We start from the raw sequence: 20,511 nt of genomic DNA on the forward strand, positions 1-20,511 counted from the left end.
ATCAACGGCTTAATTAAATAGACTAAATAACTTATAGATAATCCAGTTCACTAAGTTACCACCTTGGTCAATACTCGAGATTTTGGTTGACCCTTCCGGCATATTGAAATCTGTATTGATCGCCATTTCTGTAAAAATAGGTGCAACATCTGTTGCCATATAAAGAGACAACGCAATCATAACTGTACCTACAATGACTGAATGAACAATATTTCCTCTTGCACCACCAACGATAAAAGCAACAATAAATGGAATAGTGGCCAGGTCACCGAATGGCAGCAAAGCATTGCCTGGCAGAATAACGGCTAATACCACTGTAATAGGCACGAGGATAAGGGCTGTAGAGATGACGGCAGGGTGACCAAGTAACACGGCTGCATCAAGTCCAATATAAATTTCTCTTTCACCGAAACGTTTTGATAACCATTCGCGAGCAGATTCGGATACAGGCATTAACCCTTCCATCAGAATCTTAACCATTCGCGGCATCAATACCATAACTGCCGCCATTGCCATACCGATTTCAATGACTTCGCCAGCACTGTATCCTGCCAATAAACCGATGGCTGCACCAAGAAAGAGTCCAATGAAAATCGATTCCCCAAAAATACCAAACCGTTTTTGTATCGTATCAGGATCTGCATCCCATTTTTTTATAATGGGAGTTTTTTGCAGCAGTCGAACTAGGAAAATTCCCGGAGCGTAGGAAATGGTACTGCCTGTAGCAATGGAAACTCCAGGTAATTCATAAAAATCACTTACCATAGGTGCTGTCCAATCGGCTACTTTCAAACAGACAATCTGGAATAATACTGCTGCAATTAGTCCTTGAATTATACTTCCGGAAATTGCGTAAACCAGCGCTGCCATGAATGTATAGTGCCAATAGTTCCAAATGTCCACATTCATCGTTTTCGTTGTCTTCGTAACAAGCATGACAACGTTGACAACTAAACCTAATGGAATAATAAAGGCCGCTACAACAGATGCCCAAGCAATCGATGACGTTGCCGGCCAACCTACATCAATCACATTTAACTCCACTCCTAATCGATCAACCATCCCTTGGGCTGCAGGACCAAGATTATTAACAAGCAAATCTACAACTAAGAAAATACCAACGAAAGCCACCCCGATTGTTAAACCGGAACGAAAGGCTTTACCGGGTTTCTGACCAAACAGTAACCCTAACAAGAAAATGGCTACCGGCAAAATAACGGTTGCACCTAAGTCTAAAAAGCCTTGTATTACATCAACAAAACTTTGCATGTTCGTTTCCTCCCCACTTGTTTAAAGAGAACCTCTTTCGTCAATTAAAGTCTTCCAGTTTTGTTGTAGCCGCCTATTTTTTCAGTTCTTCTAAAATCTGTTTTTTTGTATTCTCGGTTCCGATTCCTGTGAGGAAAGATTGGGCGTTAATCACTGGAAACGGATAGTCCTTTTTCGTCATCGCAGTCGTGACTAGTAAATCTGCTGTATCTACATAGCCTCCAACCTCTGCAATCTTGATTTGAACTAGATCAACTTTAAGGTTATTTTCTTTTACCATTTCTTCAATAGCTCCATTAACCACCGTTGATGTTGCGATCCCTGCTCCACATGCTACCAATACTTGTTTCTTTTCCATGTTTACTCATCTCCTTTAATTGCAATAAAGTCTAATTTTTCTTCTAATAAATGTTTTATCTTTGTTTTATCTCTTTCGCTTACTAAATATTTCAAGGTGTCTTCATTCTGAAAGATTTGCATCAGTGTCTGCAGGAGTGATAACTGCGAATGGGCTTCATCCATGGCCAGCATAAACACTAGTTTTACAGGTATCGTTTCGCTATCATCCCCCATTACACCGAAATCAACAGGATGTTTTAGAACGCCTATACTAATTGTTTTTCTGTGCACATGTTCCACGTCAGTGTGTGGAATCGCAACGGATACCCCTGCTGTGGGCAACCCTGTTGGAAATTCACCTTCTCTTTCGATAACAGCTTGTATAAAGCTTTCTTTCACAAGATTTCTGTCTACTAAATTGCGGGCCATTGTAGTTAAAACATCTTCTTTCAATGTGCCTTCTAGATCTAGTAGGATGACGGATTCATTAAAAAAGATTTCATTCATTTTCTAACCCCACGATCTTCATTTGTAATGACTGTTGGTTCAATCCATGGAATAAGATTCAATTATTCTATAAATCTCTTCGACTGTATCAGAGCTTATTATGCGATTTCGATCTTCTTCCGAACCGGCGAGTTTCATCAGCTGCATCAGAGCATGGATATGCTGTTGTTTATCAACTGCAGCAATAACAATTATGAGATTAATCCGATAATCCCCTGTAAAATCCACACCCTCTTTAAGCCTGAGAAGGCTCATTCCAACATCATTTACGCCCTCCTCTGGAGCTGCGTGTGGGATCGCGATATTTGGTCCGATTACAATATAAGGATCCTCTTCTGTCCGACGACTCATCGCTTCCACATATTCCGGTTCGATCTTTTCTTTATCTACTAATGGCTGGGCACATACTCGAAGTGCCTCCTCCCATGAATCAACAGCATTCCTTACTGTAATCCTACTTTGAGGAATTAAGTCTTTGATACTCTTCTCTCTATTTTTAACAGACTGTGTAACCGAGGAATCCTCATCTCGATCAATGTAGTTTTGCAAATCATCAGCGAGGTTCTTTTCATTTTCGATCACTGCATGGTTGCTAATAATATCTATTAATTGGTTTACGTTCATATCTTTTGGGATGTATCCGTGCAGTTCCAGCATGACCTGTTTCCGGAGACGATATTTCTCCTCATCTGTTAGAAAAGCATTGGAAATAAACAGTTTTTTATCTGTCTCCAGTGACGTCGGTGAAAAGACAATGTCGTAATCCAAGTTGTAATCGATAAATTCTCGTACAGATAAGGAATCAAGAAAAATAAACCCTGGGAATAACTCCCTTAATTCGTTAAACATTAATCTTGATACCGAAACACCTTGGGGACAGACAACCACCGCTTTTATTTTTTCCTCAATACTATCTCCCTGCCTGGTCATCCATCCGCCAATAAGCATCGTGATATAAATCGTTTCACTTTCAGGAATATCCACTCCGATTAAGTCCTTAAGCGGCCCCGCTGATCGTTTGACGAGATGGTGTAACTCCTTGAATTCTTGATTAAGGGAATCTTGAACAGCCATGGTTTCAGTAAGCTGGTACTTAATTCGATAATAAGCAGGCTTGATATGCTGAAACAACTTATTCATCAGCTGCTGCCGGTCTTGCAAATAGATACAGGCGCTTTTCTCAAATAAGCGCAGCATGTCATCGATGGCTGGGACTAATTTTGGAATAGCATCGTCATTCGTTAAATAGTCCGACCAATAAACATTGGTCGTCAACAGATGGAGAGTAATGAACAAGCGTTCTTCGACTGGAATTTGCTCCGTATCATGAAAAACCTCCTCGGTTGCCAGGTATTCCTTCGTATCAGATAACTCCTCATACTGGATAGAAAATGAATCAATCTCATTACCTTGCTGGATTCTTCTTAGAATTAAGATAAGAATGTATGGCATTGTGGCTAATTTTTCATCGGTGAACTTCAAACTTAACTTGTTCTCAACGTTCTCAATTCGTTGATTGAACTCATTTATTTCTTCCGTATCAATATTGGCTAATTGCCTTATCTTCTTGTGACCCCCATGGACCTGCAGGAGTTGATACGTAATTGTAATAAGCAACCTACGTATTTGAAACTCTTTTCCTTCGAGCAAATAACCTGACGTTCTAGAATAGCGAATCATCAATCCATACTCTTCTAAATCTTTCTGTACTTGCTTCAAATCACTAAGAACCGTATTTTTACTAACATTCAGTTCAATCGAAAAATGGTTAAGAGAAAGTTCCTCTTCACTGCTGAGGAGCATCATGATAATAAGATCTGCACGTTGACTCTCTGAGAGAGCAGTTGTCTCTAGGGGAGTACTTTCTTCCTCACAGTATAGTTTCGTAAAAACGGACTGATCGATGATAAAGTGACCTTTTCTCGTTCTCTCGATTACTGGAAGGTTCTTGGCCATAAGCCACTCATTGATTTTGTTAAAGCTGTACCCAAGCTGGCGTCGAGTTAAGTTATATTTCTTCTCCATGGCCAGGCTAGTAATGCTTGGGTTGCTGACCAATTCATCCATAATCCGCTTACTTCTATCATCAAGTGACAACCTTAGCCCCCCTTTCCAAATTTATTGTAGCATTCAGAAAACTACGAATGTATACGCTTTCATCTAAAGTACATGTACATTTAATGTACAATATCGTGATTTACATGGAAAAACACAGAAATTGAACAGTAAGAATCTTCTTTTAATAAAAACGCAAAGCCTGTGTAAATAGGAATCTACTATTACACAGGCTTTGCGTTGTACAAGAAAGCACATATAGTTTTGAATAACCACTTTTGTTGATTTTACCATGATTAATTATCTACACCATTGAACCATGAAGACGCTCCGGTTTCGCCCCAAGAATCAACAGAAATATTCGTGAGTCCCCTATTTTTCGGTGCTTTTTCATCAAGTCTTTGACAACATGAATATCTGAGAATTCCTTCAGAGATTGTACTTCACAATGGTAAAGCCGAAGGACCGATTCTCTCACAAACTGCGGCTTATATTCTGGAAGCTCCTCATCCATTAATAACGAGCTCATATATCCATAATTCAATTGCAATTGTCTAGTTAAACTGACAACATGAAGCACTTGTTCATAGAGTTCGCCATGTTGCTGCTTTATTGCCTCTAAGTCATCTTTCGCCTTACAGATATCATTTAGACCGGCTACAGCTAGTGCCATTATGCTTCCACTCCCTTTTCCCACGGTTTCTCTAACCCAATGATCTCGGTTAATTCTTGACTGTGTTTCCTGCGGATCCTTCGTGTTTCTGCGCGCTCTTTTCCAGATTCATAAAGAAATTTCTCTTCATTTGTTTCAGGTACTATATCTGGAACTTTAACCGGGTTTTTGTTGTCATCCAGCGCTACAAACGTAAGAAAAGCAGTCGCTGCCATTCGGCGTTCCCCTGAAATCATATCTTCGGCAATTACTTTGCAAAAGATTTCCATCGACTTGCTTCCTGTGTAGGATACGAATGACTCTACACAAACGGAATCAGTTTGATGAATGGGGTGAAGGAAGTCAATGGAATCAGTTGAAGCTGTCACACATTCCTTAACCCTGGCATGACGGCGAGCAGACAGAGTAGCATTATTATCAAGTTTTTTCATCAACACGCCGCCAAAGAGTGTATTATAATTATTCAAATCATTGATCATCACTTGATCAGTATTCACAATTAGACTTTCTTTCGGATTCCTTGTTTGGATCATATGGCATTCCCTTTCCTGCCTGTTATGGTGTTCAATGCATTGACAACACCTAGTGTAGGCCTGTGAGGAAGATAAGTGAAATGGTTATTCATCATATAAACAATAGATGGTATCTATGGAAGCGCATCCACCTATGCCATATAGGAATACAATTCGCATAATTATATAATAAAATTTTATAAAAAAATGAGCCTGAAGAACTTCAGACTCACCTTTTAACACCTGCAACTAATCAGGAAAACTCCCAAACGTTAAACGCTCTTGTGTAAACTTCAGCCACTCTTTCGTGGCATAAGATTGATAATGATTTTTCTTCCAAATTAAAGCAAGATCCCACTCTATCATCGGCTTCACTACCTTAATTCTATGTACATCTTCCTTAAGAAGCATCGATACGCTATGCGGCAAGATCGATATTCCTAGATCAGCCGCAATCATTTTTCCAATAAAGTCCCACTGGGTACTCTCGGAAACGACATGCGGTAAGAATCCCGCTTCTTTACAAGCTTCTTTAATTCGGTCATTTAGAGCAAAGTCCTTGTTAAAAAGAATCAATGGTTCATCTTTTAATTCCTCAAGTTTCACTTGTTTCCTTGCTGCAAGACGATGGGACGGAGGAACAATCACTTTCAACCCCTCTTTCATAAAAGAAAAATAGCGGAAGTTCTCTTCCTCGGTTGGCAGCACCGTAATCCCTACATCTAGCTGATCATTTGTTATATCCTCTTCAATTTTCTTCGTCCCATTTTCCAATAACTGAAACGTAATGTTCGGATAAAGCTGATGAAATTCTCCAAGTATGCGAATAAAATGATCAGCATCCATAATCGGAGGCAAACCAATTCGAATATGCCCCTTTTGCAGGCCTAATAAATCATCTAACTCGGTCTGCAAGTTATTAAAAGCACGATCAATCGTTTGAGCCTGATCGAGTATCACTCGTCCAGCATCTGTTAGGACAAGTTTTTTCCTGGACCGATCAAACAGCTCAACCCCAAGCTCTTCCTCTAAATTTTTTATCATTTTACTGATTGTAGGCTGCGTTAAGAACAAATGATCAGCGGCTCGGGTAAAGCTGCTAAAACGTGAAACTTCTATAAAATACTTCAGGTGTCGAATATCCATACGTTCTTTCACCTATCCTGTTCGCTAAAATTACTTCGTCTTACCACTTTCTTTATATTTCCCTCCGCGTTATAGTTCTATAAATAAGAAAAAACGCAATTCAGTCTCTCAGAATTGCGCCCATTGGCTTAACAACTTTTTATGAAGGGAGGTTTAGCTGCCACGACACGCCAAAACGGTCATTTACCCAGCCAAACTTCTTACTAAAACCATAATCATCAATAGGCATTAGTGCTTCTCCATCTTCTAAGAGTTTCTTATAAAGACTCTCAATCTCTTCGTCAGAATCACAGGTTAGAAAGATTGAGAAAGAAGGAGTGAACGTGAACTGATGTGTCACATTACTGTCAATGCACATGAATTCTTGCCCCTTTAAAGAAAATGTCGCCTGCATGACTGTTCCTTCATCCCCCGATTCATTTGCTCCATATCTAGTGATGCTTGTAATGTCCGAATCCTCAATAAGGGATATGTAATAATTCATTGCTTCTTCTGCCTTACCATCTTGAAACATTAAGAATGGTGTAACTTTTTCCATTATCGCTCAATCCTTTCTCATGTTTTCTCAAGTTTATCATATGTGACTGCTGAATTTTTTTAAAAAAGAATATTTGGACTGTCCTAATTTCCTCCTTCGCTCACTCGACTTTTTCCTCAAGGAAAATTTCTCCTTCGATGATATCCTATACAACTGGGAGGGATTCATATGAAGATCTTAATGATAAATTTCCCGGCCGAAGGGCATGTTAATCCAACGCTGGGAATGGTGGAAGGATTTACAAATCATGGGGACGAAGTGCATTATATCACGACTGAACAATTCAAAGAGCGATTGGAAGGTGTAGGTGCAGCTGTCCACCTTCAAACTGACTGGCTGCAAATATACCCACCGGAGATAAATAGTGCGAAGGGATTAAATAATTTCTTAAAGGTCCATATTCAAACTTCATTAGATACACTACAAATCACGGAAAAGCTAGCCAGAGATCACCATTTTGATTTCGTCTTCTTCGATCGATTCGGGGCTGGCGAATTGGTAAAAGATTACTTGGAAATTCCCGGTGTCTCCTCCTCTGCTTCATTTTTAATGCCGGAGACGGTAATGAAGCAATTGCCTTTACATCCTGATTCTGAGGTTCCTTTTCAGCTCGATGAGGAAACCACGAGCATGCTGCAGGCGTTGAAGGATAGGTACGGCGTCCAGCCGAACAGCCTTCTTCAGTTCATGACGAATACAGGGGACCTGCAAATCGTCTATACGAGTCAGTATTTCCAACCGAATAGTGAACAATTCGGGGAAGAGAATTTGTTCATCGGACCGAGCTTTCCTGAACGAAAAGGGAGTCAGGGTTTTCCAATCGAGGAGCTAAAAGACGAAAAGCTGCTCTATATCTCGATGGGCACGGTTCTGGATAACCAGGAAGAGTTTATCAATATGTGCATAGAAGCTTTTATGAATTTTAACGGAATCGTTGTCATCTCTATAGGAAAAGCTGATTCAGCAAAACTTAAAGCTGCACCAGCTCACATATGGCTTAGACGTTATGTGCCCCAGCTCGAGGTATTGGAGAAAGCAGATGTTTTCATCACTCATGGAGGAATGAACAGTGTGAATGAAGCCATCCACTACCATGTTCCGATGGTAGTTATTCCTCATGATAAAGATCAGCCGTTGGTCGCTTCACGACTGACGGAATTAGGGGCGGGCTACTGCTTATCCAAAGACTCTCTTACCGCTGCTAAGCTTCTTTTTGCCGTGGAAGAAGTCTTAGAAAAAGAAAAGTATATGGAGGGCATCCATAAGATTGATGAAAGTTTCAAAGCAAGCGGCGGCGTTCCAAAAGCTATAAAAATAGTAAAAAACTATCTATCGTCGGGCTTTGAGAACGAATACGAAACACACTAAGATAGTTTTGTGTTTGACACTTGATTGGTTACTCAACACGAAGAACGGCCATATATTTTTTACATAGGAGGACCTCAGAACTACCGATGAAACATTCATCGATGTATTTTTGAGGTCTTTTGTTTAGTAAAGTTTTCTAACACATTTTACTTATAAAGCGATTGCCCCCTATTTTTCCTAAGATTAAGGAGAAAAACGGAAATGAATCAAGAGCTAAATAATTCTTTTCTCTCACAACACCCCAATAATCATGAATCTTTCGACCCGCTTTATATAGACACTCCTCTCATACCCATTACTTTCTTCTCTTTATCCAGTGAATCCTTTTACTTATTTTGTAATTTTTTGAGATATAAGCAAGGAATTTGAAGAAAAATTGCGAATAGTGTTACTTGGAAGGAATTACAGATTATTTCATTCTCTTTGTTCACAAAAAAGGAGGTATCACGATTAAAAATAAGCAGGCAGAAACTTTTATACATAAGCACTGGCCTTCTATTCTGTGGGCGCAAATAGGCATGATCCTTTTGATTACACTGGTCTGTCTGATGAATGTAACCACTCCAACAAATGCTTATTTCAATGATAAGGAAAAGGCATCAGGTACAATTACAGCCGCTGTATGGGAAGTTGAAGAGGAGAAAGCGGTACCAGTTGAGGAAGCTCAGAAAGAAACAACTGATTTAGATAACAAGCAAAAACCCACTGATAAAGATAAAAAACAGAATTCCACTGACAAAGAAGACGAGTCAAAGAATCATGAACAAACAGAGTCAAAAGAGGATACCACGGCAGCCCCGGAGGAGCAGAAATCCCAAGCGGAAAAAGAAACAACAAAAGACGATGACACAGAAGAATCTACTGATCATGAACCAGTCAGTGATCGTCAGTCTGAAAATAAGAACCAGGATGAAACGGACGAGGAAAAATTAAACGAGATAAACGATGAAGATAAAAAACAAATGCGCAAAAGCGAGGCGAAAAAATGACATTCCGGGCACTTAAAAAATGGCTAAGCGGCGCAGTAACCACGCTTTTATTTATCCTATTAATTACTATGACGTTTCTTGTGATCTCTTCAAAGGTTTCTGGCAGTGAACCTGGCCTGTTTGGTTATCAATTAAAGACAGTTTTATCAGGTTCGATGGAGCCGACTTTTCAAACTGGATCGATCATTGCCGTTAAACCCGTTAAAAATCCATCTCAATTACAAAAAGGTGACGTGATTACTTTTAAAATTGACAAAGCCACAACCGTCACTCACCGAATCTACGATGTTAAGGGTACAGATAGCCAGCCCGTATTTATTACAAAGGGGGACAACAACGATCATCAGGATTCAAAACCTGTTCTTCCTGAAAATGTTGAAGCTGTTTATACCGGATTTACCATTCCCTTTGCAGGCTATTTGATTCACTTTGCTCAATCGAAAGCTGGCAGCGCACTTCTAGTAGTCCTGCCGGGAATTCTACTCATTGTCTATTCGGTCATCATGATTTGGAAAGCTTTTAAAGAAATCGATGAGCCAAAGAATAAAGAAAACACATCTACAACTGACGCTTGAAATCCTCATAATGAGGTTCAAAATATTAAAACATTACCTATTCCAAGAATAGGTAGAAAAGGGGTATGTGAAAGTAATGGGTATTAAAAAGAAGCTAGGTTTGGGTCTTGCATCCGCAGCACTTGGGTTATCATTAGTAGGAGGCGGAACGTATGCGTACTTCAGTGATCAAGAAGTAACCAACAATACATTCGCAGCTGGAACTCTGGATCTTTCAACAAGTGAAGCAAATATTATTGATTTGGATAGCATGAAGCCGGGCGACACGGTGATTCGAGAGTTCAGCTTAAGCAACATAGGTAACCTTGATATGAGCGAGATTCTCTTGAATACCAAATATAGTGTTACAGACGTTAAAGGAGATAATACAGGTGATTTTGGCGAACAGATTGAATTGAGTTTCCTTATTAATGACACGAAAGATTATACCGTTGTCTATGAAACCACATTAGCCGAGCTTTCCCGGGAATCTCTTAACCTGGTAAAAGCCAATGTAATTGATCCAGAAGTTGATGGACATGGAGCTGGATTAGAAGCTGGTGACTCAAACTTATTTGCTGTAAAATTTGAATTCGTTGACAGTGGAGAACCACAAAATCAATACCAGGGAGATTCTATCAACCTTAAATGGATATTTAATGCCAAGCAGCAAACCGACGAATAAATTTCCTGAAATGATTTAGGTTCCTTATAAGCTAACTCAATAGAGTAACGAGTCAGCAAACATCATGATCGTTTTTACATACTTTTGGTAAATTATCAACATAAAAAAGGGCAATCTGATTTTTTCAGAATTGCCCTTTTTTAACTTACTGTGTAACAACCCTCCAATATCTAGCAACAGATTTAATTTATTATAAGACTGATGATAGCGAGAATAGAAAGTAATGTACCCAATAACCACTCGTGAAAATAAGCTTTTGACTGCTTGTCTCCCTTCCATTCTTCAATTCCCCTTAACAAAAAGATGCCGCCAAATAATAAGATCATTGGATTAGGGCTTACACTCTGAAAATTAGCCTGCAAAAAGATAGATAAAATAATAAGCAGGTAGATTATAGATTCTATTGCTATGTATATTTTTTTCCTGCCCTCATCTAATAATCCCTTATGTTTAATCTTGAATCGCTTAGCACATTTTGGTAATTATCACTATGTAAAAAAGCTCTTTCTTTTATCCTGTTCCCCCCCCTTATTTTAAAAATTATCCCAATTATTGGAGGAGTATAATGAACTTTTTCAATATCATTGTTTGACAGCGCTGAGTATAATCATTTGGAAATAAATTTAATGAACTAGGGCAAAGTAAGTGGTATAGATAATTTTCGGAGATTCTTCTAAATATCACGTTAAGGAGAGAGAGATGGAATCTATTTGGATAGAGTACGCATGGACATTATTAATATTAATCGGTCTGGAAGGAATTTTATCTGCTGATAATGCACTCGTTATTGCGGTAATCGCCAAGCATTTACCTGATGAGCAAAAGAAGCGGGCCATCAATTATGGTATTTTAGGGGCGTTTGTTTTTCGCTTTGCTTCGATTTTTCTCATCTCATTTCTGGCAAATGTTTGGCAGGTTCAGGCAATCGGTGCGGTGTATCTAATTTACATTGGGGCCAAGCATGTATATAAGGAGTACTTACGTTCGAATGATGAGCAAAAAGAAGATCGCACTGACAAGAAAAAAGCCGGTTTTTGGCCGACAGTAGCACAAATTGGCCTGGCTGATATTGCCTTTGCGATTGACTCGGTCCTTGCGGCTGTTGCTCTTGCTGTCACATTGCCGGAAACAAACCTGCCTCAATTTGGCGGCTTAGATGGCGGACAATTTGCGATTATCGTTGCCGGTACTGTAGCAGGATTAGTTTTAATAAAATTCGCAGCCGACTGGTTTGTGAAACTTCTCGACAAACGTCCTGGTTTAGAAACCGTAGCTTTCCTTATCGTTGCATGGGTCGGCGTCAAATTGGCAGTGATTACACTTTCCCATGAAAACGTTGGGATATTACCTCATTCATTCCCCCATAGTACGGTCTGGACCATTATTTTCTGGGGTGTACTCATTGGTATCGCTGTAATTGGATGGTTTTTTTCAGGAAAAGGCTCCTCGGAGAAAGAGGCTTAAAGACGGGGACATTTTATGGTTTCAGTCAATGACGTTCCGAACAAACCACAATTTTAGACACAAACACACTTATCCCACTTGATAAAGTATCAAGTGGGATAAGATTTTCTTTATTCATCAAAAGCATTTAAGGCGTTCACACCGTGAGCAAGCGCCGAACCTGCTTTTAGGGCAGTCGCAACCATGATCGCTTCGGCAATTTCCTCTTTACCTGCCCCCTGCTTTTTCGCTCCATTTGTATGGATTCCTATACAGTAAGGACATCCTGTCGTATGAGCAACCGCGAGAGCAATCAATTCCTTCTCCATTGCTCCGATTAAACCAGGCTTCATCGCTTGCTTATCAAAATCAACAAATGCTTTAAAAGCATCACCGTTCAATTCAGAGAATTCTTTCAGCCTTTTAAAGTATTCTTTACGGTAAAGTTCCTCTTGTCCATTTCCGTCATAGGCATTTAGTGCGTTTACCCCGTGGGCCATCGCAGAGCCGGCCTTCAAGGTTGTGGCTATCATAATCGCTTCAGCAACTTCCTCTTTGGAAGCCTCTTGTTTTTTCACATTTTTCACATGAAGGTCAATGCAGTACGGACAGCCGGTCGTGTGGGCAACAGCCACAGCGATTAACTCTTTTACCTTTGCCGAGAGCTTTCCCGCAGCTAAAGCCTTTTTGTCAAAATCCCCAAAGGCGCGAAAGGCATCAGGTGCAAGTTGTTCGAACTCTCCAAGTCGTTTGAAATTTGATTGTTGATACAAGACATCTTGACTCATGATTTCCCCTCCAATAATTTTCTGAAAAGATTTACTTCTCGTTCAAGAATACTACCAACCATTTCAAGTGACAAATTAAAGACCTTAAGTTGAGGCTGTCTTCTGATGTCAGCCAAATTTATGATGCATGAAGCAGTAAGCCATAAAAACTTTATCATTTCCTTTGCACTCTTTCTTCTTTGCTGATTTTTCCTGTGAAATTGTGAACGTTTTTTAAAGATGTATTAATAATACTTCTTTTTGAATGAAATATGATTTAGCCTTTTAAGTGAGGGTAATAATAAAAAGGTCATCCTACTTACATGGAAGGAGATTTTTTATGCTAGACACAAAAACAATCGAAGTTGTCAAATCGACCGCTCCCGTATTGCAGGAGCACAGTCAGGAGATTGGAGAACGATTTTATGAGTTGTTATTCTCGCGTGTTCCTGACTTGTACAACATGTTTAACCAAACAAACCAAAAACGCGGCATCCAGCAAGGTGCGCTGGCGTACGGCGTGTATTTAGCTGGAGCTAACATTGACAATCTTGAAGAAATTCAATCTATGGTGGAGAGAGTGACCGAAAAGCACCGGGCGTTAGGGGTTCACCCTGATCAGTACCCGATTGTCGGAGAAACGTTACTTCAAGCTGTGAAGGATGTGCTTGGAGATGCGGCGACAGACGAGGTCATAAGGGCTTGGGAAGAAGCCTATCAAGCCATTGCCGACATTTTCATTGATATAGAAGACAAGCTTTATCAAGAAACGGAAGAACAGCCAGGTGGATGGATCGGAAATCGGTCTTTTTATGTAGATAAAAAAGTGAAAGAAAGCGAAGTCATTACATCATTTTACTTAAAACCTGAAGATGGGACCACGATTCCCCCTTATCAGGCCGGGCAGTACCTTACTTTACAAGCCGATATCGAAGGTGAAAAATATTCCCATATGAGACACTATAGCTTGTCAGACGCTCCTAATGAGGAATATTACCGCATCAGTGTCAAACGCGAGGATCCTGAAAACGGTGCACCTGCCGGGATTGTTTCCAACTATCTTCATAACCAGGTTTCCGAAGGTGACTCATTAAAGATCGCCGCACCTGCAGGCGATTTTACGATTTCATCCGAGAAGAAGCCCATTGTCTTATTGAGCGGAGGTGTCGGAATAACACCAATGATGAGTATGTTTAATACGTTGGTAGAAACAGATCCAGACCGTGAAATCACGTTTATTCATGCAAATGCCAATAGTGAGGTACATGCGATGAAGGATCACGTCGAAGCACTAGCGGCGGAATATCCGAATGTCACCTCATTCGTCTGCTACTCCGAACCAACGGAGCACGACCGCGCTGAAAATCGTTTTGATAAAGAGGGACTCATTGATTTGGACTGGCTACAAACCGTGCTTTCCGATAACGAGAAAGACTTTTACTTTTGCGGCCCTCTTCCCTTTTTAAAAGCGATAAATAAGGCGCTTAAAGATTGGGGAGTTCCAGAAGAATACCGTACTTTTGAATTATTCAGCCCAATGAGCACGCTTGAAGAAAAATAAATGTTTTACCAAACATAAATGGCCATTAGGAGAGGAGAATATTCAAATGGAAACAAAAGAAGACCCTAGGGCACTACGCTTAGAAAAAATGCTGCAGGATGCGCTCAAACCGATCACAACAAAATTGGAGCACCTCGAACAAGAAGTTGAATCGATGCGCAGAGAACAAAAAGAACTTAAAAAGATGTTAGAAGAAAAATAATTGTCGGACGTTGTGAGCGTCAAACCCGAACCGGGAGATTACCCTCCTGGTTCGAGTTTTTGGCGTTAGGATAGAATCTTCCTGTGTTATGGCCGGTCCTCAGGCGTTTGGGTAGAATCTTACTGCGTTAGGGCCGAATCACTGAGCTTTAGGGTCGAATCTTACCGATTTACGGCCGAACCATCCGACTTTAGGGTAGAATCTCAGTGCGTTAAGTCGGAATCCTCATGCCGTTAGGGTCGAATCTTGTTGCCTCTCAGAATCACTACCATTACCCACCCCCGACAAAAACTTCAGCATATTCCACAAAAAAGATTGTAACGGATCAAAATTAATGATAATATACTATTCAACTAAACAGTATGACACATTACGATGAACATCCAGATATTAGTATGACATAATACTTTAACCAGGCAAATTGCCTTGATTAAGTATCCTTCGTTTACTTTAAATAGGTACATACAAGGTGCTTAAACTAGCAGACTAGCAAACCACAATTAACTACCAAGAACGGCTTAACAAATGGAATAATACAAAACTCTAAAAGAATGGGAAGGTCGGATGTGAATAATAAAGAAATTGTCTATGTCGTTTCGGATTCCGTTGGAGAAACGGCCGAGTTGATGGTAAAGGCCGTTTCAAGCCAATTTAATAAGAGAGATGTTCAGATCCATCACATTTCCTATGTGGAGGATATTCAGGATCTAAACAATGTCATTGCTGTCGCAAAATATAGCCATGCCATCATTGCCTACACGATCGTCATCCCTGATTTAAAGCAATATCTTGATCAGAGAACACGTGAGGAAGGGATTATTGCTGTGGACTTAATGAATCCACTCATGCAGGCATTTATGCAAAAGTTTGAGGCGACTCCCGAGCGGCAGCCTGGGTTAATGAGAAAGTTGGATGATAACTATTTTCGTAGAGTAGAAGCCATTGAGTTTGCGGTCAAGTACGATGACGGCCAAGATATACGAGGGATTAAGCGGGCGGACATCGTCTTAATTGGAGTATCAAGAACATCCAAGACTCCCCTCTCCATGTATTTGGCCCATAAAAAGTTCAAGGTGGCTAATGTGCCGCTAGTACCAGAAATTCCGCCACCAGATGAACTTTATGATATTCCCAAAAATAACTGTATTGGTTTAGTGATCACACCAGATAAGTTAAATGAAATTCGTGAGGAACGATTAAAACATTTAGGATTAACAACCCAAGCAAACTATGCAAACTTCGAACGGATCCTTGAAGAACTGGATTATTCCGAGAAAATTATGAAACGAATAGGCTGTCCGATCATTAATGTCTCCAATAAAGCCGTAGAGGAAACAGCCGATTTAATTTTAGCGATGTTAAAAAAGAGGGGAGTTATGAATTATGAGTAAATTTGTCTATATGTTTGATCAAGGAGGAAGCGACAAAAAGGAGCTTCTAGGCGGCAAGGGCGCTAACTTAGCCGAAATGACCCGAATAGGCTTACCCGTTCCTTACGGGTTTACCATTTCAACAGAGGCTTGCAATTCCTACTACGATGCAGGGGAATTGATTCCTGCCGAGATCGAAATTCAAGTACTGGAATCACTCCAAACTCTTGAAGAACAAACAGGGAAAAAACTCGGGGACCTATCTGATCCCCTGCTCGTTTCCGTTCGTTCCGGTGCCGTACATTCCATGCCGGGAATGATGGATACTGTTTTAAATTTGGGCATGAATGACGAAACGGTAAAAGGTGTTGCAAACCTTACAGACAATGCTCGTTTTGCCTATGACTCTTATCGCCGTTTCATTCAAATGTTCAGTGATGTTGTCCTTGATGTCGATAACTTTTATTTTGAACAATTATTAGATGAATATAGAGAAGAAAAAGGCTATGCCTCGGACCCTGAGATGTTAGCAGAAGATTGGCAGGAAGTTATTCAAGGATATAAGGATCTTGTTAGAAAACATGCAAAAAGGGATTTTCCAGAGAATCCAAAGGAACAACTATTCCTTTCCATTCGAGCTGTTTTTGATTCCTGGAATAATCAGCGCGCTGTTGTGTACCGTCGCCTGCAAAAAATTCCTGGTCATCTTGGAACTGCTGTGAATATCCAAAGCATGGTATTCGGAAATATGGGCAACGACTCCGGGACAGGGGTTGCTTTTACCCGTAACCCATCTACAGGTGAAGCAAAACTTTATGGTGAATACTTGATCAACGCGCAAGGTGAGGATGTAGTGGCTGGAATTCGTACACCACAGCCTATCGCGACCCTTCAGGATGATATGCCAGACGTCTACCAGCAGTTTGTGGAAACGTGTAATCTGCTTGAAGCTCACTATCAAGACATGCAGGACATTGAGTTCACGGTCGAACGCGGCCAGCTGTTTATTCTTCAAACGCGAACAGGGAAACGAACGGCGCAGGCAGCGATTACCATTGCCGTTGAATTAGCAGAAGAAAACATTATTAGTAAGTCAGAAGCGCTGCTGCGTGTTGACCCTGATCAGCTTAGTCAGCTGCTTCATCACCGAATTGACGATGACTATGATCGGAAACAGTTAGCCAAGGGACTTCCTGCTTCCCCTGGAGCCGCAACAGGTCAAGTGGTGTTCGATGCAGATGAAGCAGAACAGTTAGCGAATGATGGCAAGAAGGTAATTCTTGTTCGTCCCGAAACAACTCCTGATGATATTCATGGGATAGTCGCCTCCCAAGCCACGATCACCAGCCGCGGAGGAATGACGAGCCATGCGGCCGTTGTAGCAAGAGGGATGGGTAAAGCCTGTATATGTGGCTGTGAAGCCCTATCGATTGATTTAAAAGGAAAGCAGTTTTCAGTAGGAGATACGATCGTCAATCAAGGTGATCAGATTACCATTGATGGATCAACCGGTGATATCATGTTAGGTGAAATTCCGATGATTGAACCTCAGCTGTCTGCAGACTTTCAACAATTGCTAACATGGGCAGATGAAGAACGGAAACTTGGGGTCAGGGCAAATGCCGACAATCCAGCCGATGCTGCAAAAGCCCTTGAATTCGGGGCAGGCGGAATCGGATTGTGCCGGACAGAACATATGTTTATGGACGCCCGCCGCATCCCCATTGTTCAGGAAATGATCCTGGCTGAAACTTATTCAGAGCGGGAAGAAGCTCTGGCCAAGCTATTACCGATGCAGCAGGAGGACTTTGAAGGAATCTTTGAGACGATGCAGGGCCACCCGATCACGATTCGCTTGCTGGATCCCCCTCTTCACGAGTTTTTACCGGATAAAGAAGAACTGCTTGTTGACATCACGAAGCTGCAAATCACAGAGCCAGACTCTAAAGAATTAAAAAACAAGGAAGAACTGTTAAGAAAAGTCCGTCTGTTAGATGAATCGAATCCAATGCTCGGCCACCGTGGCTGCCGATTAGGAATGATTTATCCTGAGATTTACGCCATGCAGGCAAGAGCCATCTTTTATGCCATTTCCAAAGTGGCGGAAAAAGGGATACACGTCAATCCGGAAATCATGATTCCTTTAGTCGGCCACGTTAACGAGTTAAAAGAAATGCGTCAGCTGGTTATGAATACAGGTGAGCGAATTCAAGAAGAAACCGGACAGCAATACGATTATCTAGTGGGCACGATGATCGAAGTTCCGCGAGCAGCCTTGACCGCAGACCAAATTGCACAAGAGGCAGACTTTTTCTCCTTTGGTACCAATGATTTAACACAAACGACATTCGGATATAGTCGTGATGACGCAGAAGGTAAATTCCTGCAGACCTATATAGAAAACAAAGTGCTGCCGGAAAATCCGTTCGCCTCTCTTGACCAGGATGGGGTTGGAAAACTAGTCGAAACAGGTGTAAAACTCGGAAGAAACACAAAACCGGGATTAAAGACAGGCATTTGTGGAGAACACGGCGGAGAAAAAGATTCGATCCAGTTCTGCCATGAAACAGGTTTGGATTACGTAAGCTGTTCTCCATACCGAATCCCGCTTGCACGTCTTGCAGCCGCTCAAGCTGCTATTAAACAAGAACAAAAGCAAGCCGTTAAGGAACTTATATAAAGGCTGTGAGTTTTGCTAGTAGATAGGAGAAAGAGGAATCATTATCGTGAATCTCCACAGACTGATCGTTTACTAGATGAAAAGATAAAATAGAGTACTATAAGCAAACCGTTAAGAAGAGAAATTCACTCCCCTCTTTCAACTTTAAAACAAATCCTAAAAGAAGGAATCCCGTACCACTTGAAATAGTGATACGGGATTCCTTGTCTATTTACTCATCAAAAACTTCCCATTTATTTAATAGAATTTTTCTCCGAAGGTCATGTATTGCCGTCAGAAGTAATACTTATAATATATATCCTTAAACAATGTATTCTTTGCACCTATTCCGGAAACAATGAAACTATCAATTACAATTTACAAAGGAGACGTGGATAAAATGAAGACAGTAGATTATACATTAGCTGATACCGGTTTATCGCTAAGTCAAGAAGAGCGGGAAAATCTCCTTCCGGAAGAAGAGTATTGGGTTCTAAATGGAAAGTTTGTCCAGGCCCTTCGCAATGTAGATGCGTTGTATCACTCACAATGTAAAGATCCTCAAGAACTTTACCGCCCTTTTGTTAAATCCTAGGATTCTAATCTACCATTTTTTAGATGACCTCATCCAATAAGGGAGCTACTGCTTGGAATAAGGGGTTCATGTGAAGGTGGCCGCCACGAAGCTGAGCAGCCGCTTACTCGGCAGCTTCCTTCCCATGGTGTTTCCGCAATGATTCTTAAATAACTAAGCACGACTTCTAAATACCATAGGAGAATTCTTAAATAACTAAGCATGATTCTTAAATAAACAACTAGAATTCGCAACTATCAGGTGTTAGCTTCTTCATAGTTCAAAAGAGAATCTTTACCCTTTATAATGAGTAGTTAGAACAGAAAAAGGAGAGATTCAATGAATACATACCAGCCCGCCATTCTTGTGTTTCATCCCGAACAGGCCGAAGAATATGCTGCCTGTATCCGCGATCACGGATTCACCTCCGTCCAGACAGCCTCAACCTTGGAGGAGGCAGAGAGCCATTTATCTGGCACAGAGGTTATTCTGGGCTGGAATTTTCCTACCCAATTACTAAATCAACCAGCCGCCTCTTCTGTCCGCTGGTTTCAGTCGATCGGAGCCGGGGTTGATGATTTAATTGCTGATTCATCCATACCTGAGAACATCACACTTACCCGAATTGTCGATCAGTTTGGCGCTTATATTTCCGAATATGTCTTTACGTTTCTCTTGCATCTGTTAAAAGATGTGCCTCGCATAGTACAAGCTCAAATTGACCGCCACTGGGATCCTTTCACCTCTGAATCTTTGACGAAGAAAACAATTGGGCTGGCCGGGATCGGGTCGATCGGAACTGAAATAGTACGCAAAGCTCGAACCTTTGATATGAATGTACACGGATTAAGTTTCAGTGGAAAACAAGCTCATCTAGTGGACCAACATTTTACACCAGATCAGTGGGGAGATTTTGTAAAAGGGCTTGATTATTTAGTCTTAACACTTCCACTGACTAGTTCAACTCACCATATCGTTAACCGTGACGTTCTTTCAGCCATGAAACCAAATGCCTGTCTTGTCAACGTCGGCCGTGGTGAATTGATCAATGAAAAGGATTTACAAACCGTTATGGACTCAGGACATCTCCAGGCTGCCGTCCTTGATGTTTTTGAACAAGAACCGTTACCAGCAGACCATCCCTTCTTCTCGATGCCAAATGTGTATGTGACTCCCCATCTATCGGGACCAAGTACCACAGAAGGAGTCAGCCGTTTTTTCGCAGAGAATGTAAAACGATATGTAAAGGGACAATCGTTACATGGAGTGGTGGATCGGCAACGCGGATATTAACTCGAAG

Annotated in this window: 21 protein-coding genes; 11 read left to right on the forward strand and 10 right to left on the reverse strand. The window is 41.0% G+C overall.

The genetic code is table 11. From position 1 onward, the window contains the following. Window positions 1-9: 9 nt before the first annotated feature. The 8 genes from B5354_RS08445 to B5354_RS08480 form a co-directional block, all read right to left on the reverse strand. Window positions 10-1,269 carry a galactitol-specific PTS transporter subunit IIC gene (locus B5354_RS08445; RefSeq protein ID WP_079527788.1) on the reverse strand — a complete coding sequence of 420 codons (1,260 nt, stop codon included), beginning with the start codon at window positions 1,267-1,269 and terminating at the stop codon, window positions 10-12. Between the two features lie 73 nt (window positions 1,270-1,342). After that, the gene (locus tag B5354_RS08450) at window positions 1,343-1,627 is read right to left on the reverse strand and encodes a PTS sugar transporter subunit IIB (protein ID WP_079527789.1); all 285 of its coding nucleotides are present in this window, start codon (window positions 1,625-1,627) and stop codon (window positions 1,343-1,345) included. Between the two features lie 2 nt (window positions 1,628-1,629). Beyond that, window positions 1,630-2,115: a PTS sugar transporter subunit IIA gene (locus B5354_RS08455; RefSeq protein WP_079527791.1), complete on the reverse strand. Its 486-nt coding sequence runs from the start codon at window positions 2,113-2,115 to the stop codon at window positions 1,630-1,632. 39 nt (window positions 2,116-2,154) lie between these two features. Next, entirely contained in the window at window positions 2,155-4,212 is a 2,058-nt protein-coding gene (locus B5354_RS08460; RefSeq protein ID WP_079527793.1) for a BglG family transcription antiterminator, read from the reverse strand. 262 nt (window positions 4,213-4,474) lie between these two features. Next, the gene (locus B5354_RS08465) at window positions 4,475-4,843 is read right to left on the reverse strand and encodes a hypothetical protein (RefSeq protein WP_079527794.1); all 369 of its coding nucleotides are present in this window, start codon (window positions 4,841-4,843) and stop codon (window positions 4,475-4,477) included. Beyond that, complete coding sequence (locus B5354_RS08470) at window positions 4,843-5,376, reverse strand: acyl-CoA thioesterase (protein ID WP_079527796.1); 534 nt, start codon at window positions 5,374-5,376, stop codon at window positions 4,843-4,845. The genes B5354_RS08465 and B5354_RS08470 overlap by 1 nt, the downstream gene beginning before the upstream one ends. A 228-nt stretch (window positions 5,377-5,604) precedes the next feature. Next, on the reverse strand, window positions 5,605-6,501 hold the full coding sequence (gene cidR / locus B5354_RS08475; RefSeq protein ID WP_079527798.1) for a cidABC operon transcriptional activator CidR: 897 nt from the start codon (window positions 6,499-6,501) through the stop codon (window positions 5,605-5,607). A 139-nt stretch (window positions 6,502-6,640) separates the two neighbouring features. After that, entirely contained in the window at window positions 6,641-7,039 is a 399-nt protein-coding gene (locus B5354_RS08480; protein WP_079527799.1) for a VOC family protein, read from the reverse strand. 162 nt (window positions 7,040-7,201) lie between these two features. Here B5354_RS08480 and B5354_RS08485 point away from each other — a divergent pair, with 162 nt between their 5' ends. The 4 genes from B5354_RS08485 to B5354_RS08500 all read left to right on the forward strand — a co-directional run bounded on the left by B5354_RS08485 (window position 7,202) and on the right by B5354_RS08500 (window position 10,635). Next, the gene (locus tag B5354_RS08485; RefSeq protein ID WP_176142479.1) at window positions 7,202-8,407 is read left to right on the forward strand and encodes a macrolide family glycosyltransferase; all 1,206 of its coding nucleotides are present in this window, start codon (window positions 7,202-7,204) and stop codon (window positions 8,405-8,407) included. A gap of 518 nt (window positions 8,408-8,925) precedes the next feature. Beyond that, window positions 8,926-9,396, forward strand: a complete 471-nt coding sequence (locus B5354_RS08490; protein WP_139377090.1) for a SipW-dependent-type signal peptide-containing protein — start codon at window positions 8,926-8,928, stop codon at window positions 9,394-9,396. Further along, the gene (gene sipW / locus B5354_RS08495; protein ID WP_079527805.1) at window positions 9,393-9,971 is read left to right on the forward strand and encodes a signal peptidase I SipW; all 579 of its coding nucleotides are present in this window, start codon (window positions 9,393-9,395) and stop codon (window positions 9,969-9,971) included. Before B5354_RS08490 ends, sipW begins: the two co-directional genes overlap by 4 nt. A 76-nt stretch (window positions 9,972-10,047) precedes the next feature. Next, entirely contained in the window at window positions 10,048-10,635 is a 588-nt protein-coding gene (locus B5354_RS08500) for a TasA family protein (RefSeq protein ID WP_079527806.1), read from the forward strand. 182 nt (window positions 10,636-10,817) lie between these two features. On the opposite strand, the gene B5354_RS21060 is transcribed toward B5354_RS08500, so the two are convergent. Beyond that, complete coding sequence (locus B5354_RS21060) at window positions 10,818-11,090, reverse strand: DUF4181 domain-containing protein (RefSeq protein ID WP_079527808.1); 273 nt, start codon at window positions 11,088-11,090, stop codon at window positions 10,818-10,820. Between the two features lie 244 nt (window positions 11,091-11,334). On the opposite strand from B5354_RS21060, the gene B5354_RS08510 reads away from it, so the two are divergent. Further along, on the forward strand, window positions 11,335-12,099 hold the full coding sequence (locus tag B5354_RS08510) for a TerC family protein (protein ID WP_079527810.1): 765 nt from the start codon (window positions 11,335-11,337) through the stop codon (window positions 12,097-12,099). Window positions 12,100-12,209: 110 nt separating this feature from the next. Here B5354_RS08510 and B5354_RS08515 read toward each other — a convergent pair whose 3' ends face one another. After that, a complete protein-coding gene (locus tag B5354_RS08515) occupies window positions 12,210-12,866 on the reverse strand; it encodes a carboxymuconolactone decarboxylase family protein (protein ID WP_079527811.1) in 657 nt (218 codons plus the stop codon). 319 nt (window positions 12,867-13,185) lie between these two features. Between B5354_RS08515 and hmpA the strand changes: the two genes are divergently transcribed. The 6 genes from hmpA to B5354_RS08540 all read left to right on the forward strand — a co-directional run bounded on the left by hmpA (window position 13,186) and on the right by B5354_RS08540 (window position 20,504). Continuing rightward, entirely contained in the window at window positions 13,186-14,406 is a 1,221-nt protein-coding gene (gene hmpA, locus B5354_RS08520) for an NO-inducible flavohemoprotein (protein WP_079527813.1), read from the forward strand. A gap of 46 nt (window positions 14,407-14,452) precedes the next feature. Continuing rightward, entirely contained in the window at window positions 14,453-14,608 is a 156-nt protein-coding gene (locus B5354_RS20465) for a hypothetical protein (RefSeq protein WP_176142441.1), read from the forward strand. 566 nt (window positions 14,609-15,174) lie between these two features. Then, on the forward strand, window positions 15,175-15,999 hold the full coding sequence (locus B5354_RS08525; RefSeq protein WP_079527815.1) for a pyruvate, water dikinase regulatory protein: 825 nt from the start codon (window positions 15,175-15,177) through the stop codon (window positions 15,997-15,999). Then, window positions 15,992-18,658 (forward strand): pyruvate, phosphate dikinase, encoded by a 2,667-nt coding sequence (ppdK, locus tag B5354_RS08530; protein WP_079527817.1) that lies wholly within the window; start codon window positions 15,992-15,994, stop codon window positions 18,656-18,658. Before B5354_RS08525 ends, ppdK begins: the two co-directional genes overlap by 8 nt. Window positions 18,659-19,037: 379 nt before the next feature. Beyond that, window positions 19,038-19,232 (forward strand): hypothetical protein, encoded by a 195-nt coding sequence (locus B5354_RS08535; RefSeq protein WP_079527819.1) that lies wholly within the window; start codon window positions 19,038-19,040, stop codon window positions 19,230-19,232. 318 nt (window positions 19,233-19,550) lie between these two features. Next, the gene (locus B5354_RS08540; protein WP_079527821.1) at window positions 19,551-20,504 is read left to right on the forward strand and encodes a D-2-hydroxyacid dehydrogenase; all 954 of its coding nucleotides are present in this window, start codon (window positions 19,551-19,553) and stop codon (window positions 20,502-20,504) included. The last annotated feature ends 7 nt before the right edge of the window (window positions 20,505-20,511 follow it).

This window comes from Halobacillus hunanensis, assembly GCF_900166655.1.
In the GTDB taxonomy this organism is placed as follows: domain Bacteria; phylum Bacillota; class Bacilli; order Bacillales; family Halobacillaceae; genus Halobacillus_A; species Halobacillus_A hunanensis.

Bases quoted from the DNA above. Each gene is read 5' to 3' on its own strand.
- B5354_RS08445 (WP_079527788.1), bottom strand. From the start codon at position 1,269: ATGCAAAGTTTTGTTGATGTAATACAAGGCTTTTTAGACTTAGGTGCA.
- B5354_RS08450 (WP_079527789.1), bottom strand. From the start codon at position 1,627: ATGGAAAAGAAACAAGTATTGGTAGCATGTGGAGCAGGGATCGCAACA.
- B5354_RS08455 (WP_079527791.1), bottom strand. From the start codon at position 2,115: ATGAATGAAATCTTTTTTAATGAATCCGTCATCCTACTAGATCTAGAA.
- B5354_RS08465 (WP_079527794.1), bottom strand. From the start codon at position 4,843: ATGGCACTAGCTGTAGCCGGTCTAAATGATATCTGTAAGGCGAAAGAT.
- B5354_RS08470 (WP_079527796.1), bottom strand. From the start codon at position 5,376: ATGATCCAAACAAGGAATCCGAAAGAAAGTCTAATTGTGAATACTGAT.
- cidR (WP_079527798.1), bottom strand. From the start codon at position 6,501: ATGGATATTCGACACCTGAAGTATTTTATAGAAGTTTCACGTTTTAGC.
- B5354_RS08480 (WP_079527799.1), bottom strand. From the start codon at position 7,039: ATGGAAAAAGTTACACCATTCTTAATGTTTCAAGATGGTAAGGCAGAA.
- B5354_RS08490 (WP_139377090.1), top strand. From the start codon at position 8,926: ATGATCCTTTTGATTACACTGGTCTGTCTGATGAATGTAACCACTCCA.
- sipW (WP_079527805.1), top strand. From the start codon at position 9,393: ATGACATTCCGGGCACTTAAAAAATGGCTAAGCGGCGCAGTAACCACG.
- B5354_RS08500 (WP_079527806.1), top strand. From the start codon at position 10,048: ATGGGTATTAAAAAGAAGCTAGGTTTGGGTCTTGCATCCGCAGCACTT.
- B5354_RS08510 (WP_079527810.1), top strand. From the start codon at position 11,335: ATGGAATCTATTTGGATAGAGTACGCATGGACATTATTAATATTAATC.
- B5354_RS08515 (WP_079527811.1), bottom strand. From the start codon at position 12,866: ATGAGTCAAGATGTCTTGTATCAACAATCAAATTTCAAACGACTTGGA.
- hmpA (WP_079527813.1), top strand. From the start codon at position 13,186: ATGCTAGACACAAAAACAATCGAAGTTGTCAAATCGACCGCTCCCGTA.
- B5354_RS20465 (WP_176142441.1), top strand. From the start codon at position 14,453: ATGGAAACAAAAGAAGACCCTAGGGCACTACGCTTAGAAAAAATGCTG.
- ppdK (WP_079527817.1), top strand. From the start codon at position 15,992: ATGAGTAAATTTGTCTATATGTTTGATCAAGGAGGAAGCGACAAAAAG.
- B5354_RS08535 (WP_079527819.1), top strand. From the start codon at position 19,038: ATGAAGACAGTAGATTATACATTAGCTGATACCGGTTTATCGCTAAGT.
- B5354_RS08540 (WP_079527821.1), top strand. From the start codon at position 19,551: ATGAATACATACCAGCCCGCCATTCTTGTGTTTCATCCCGAACAGGCC.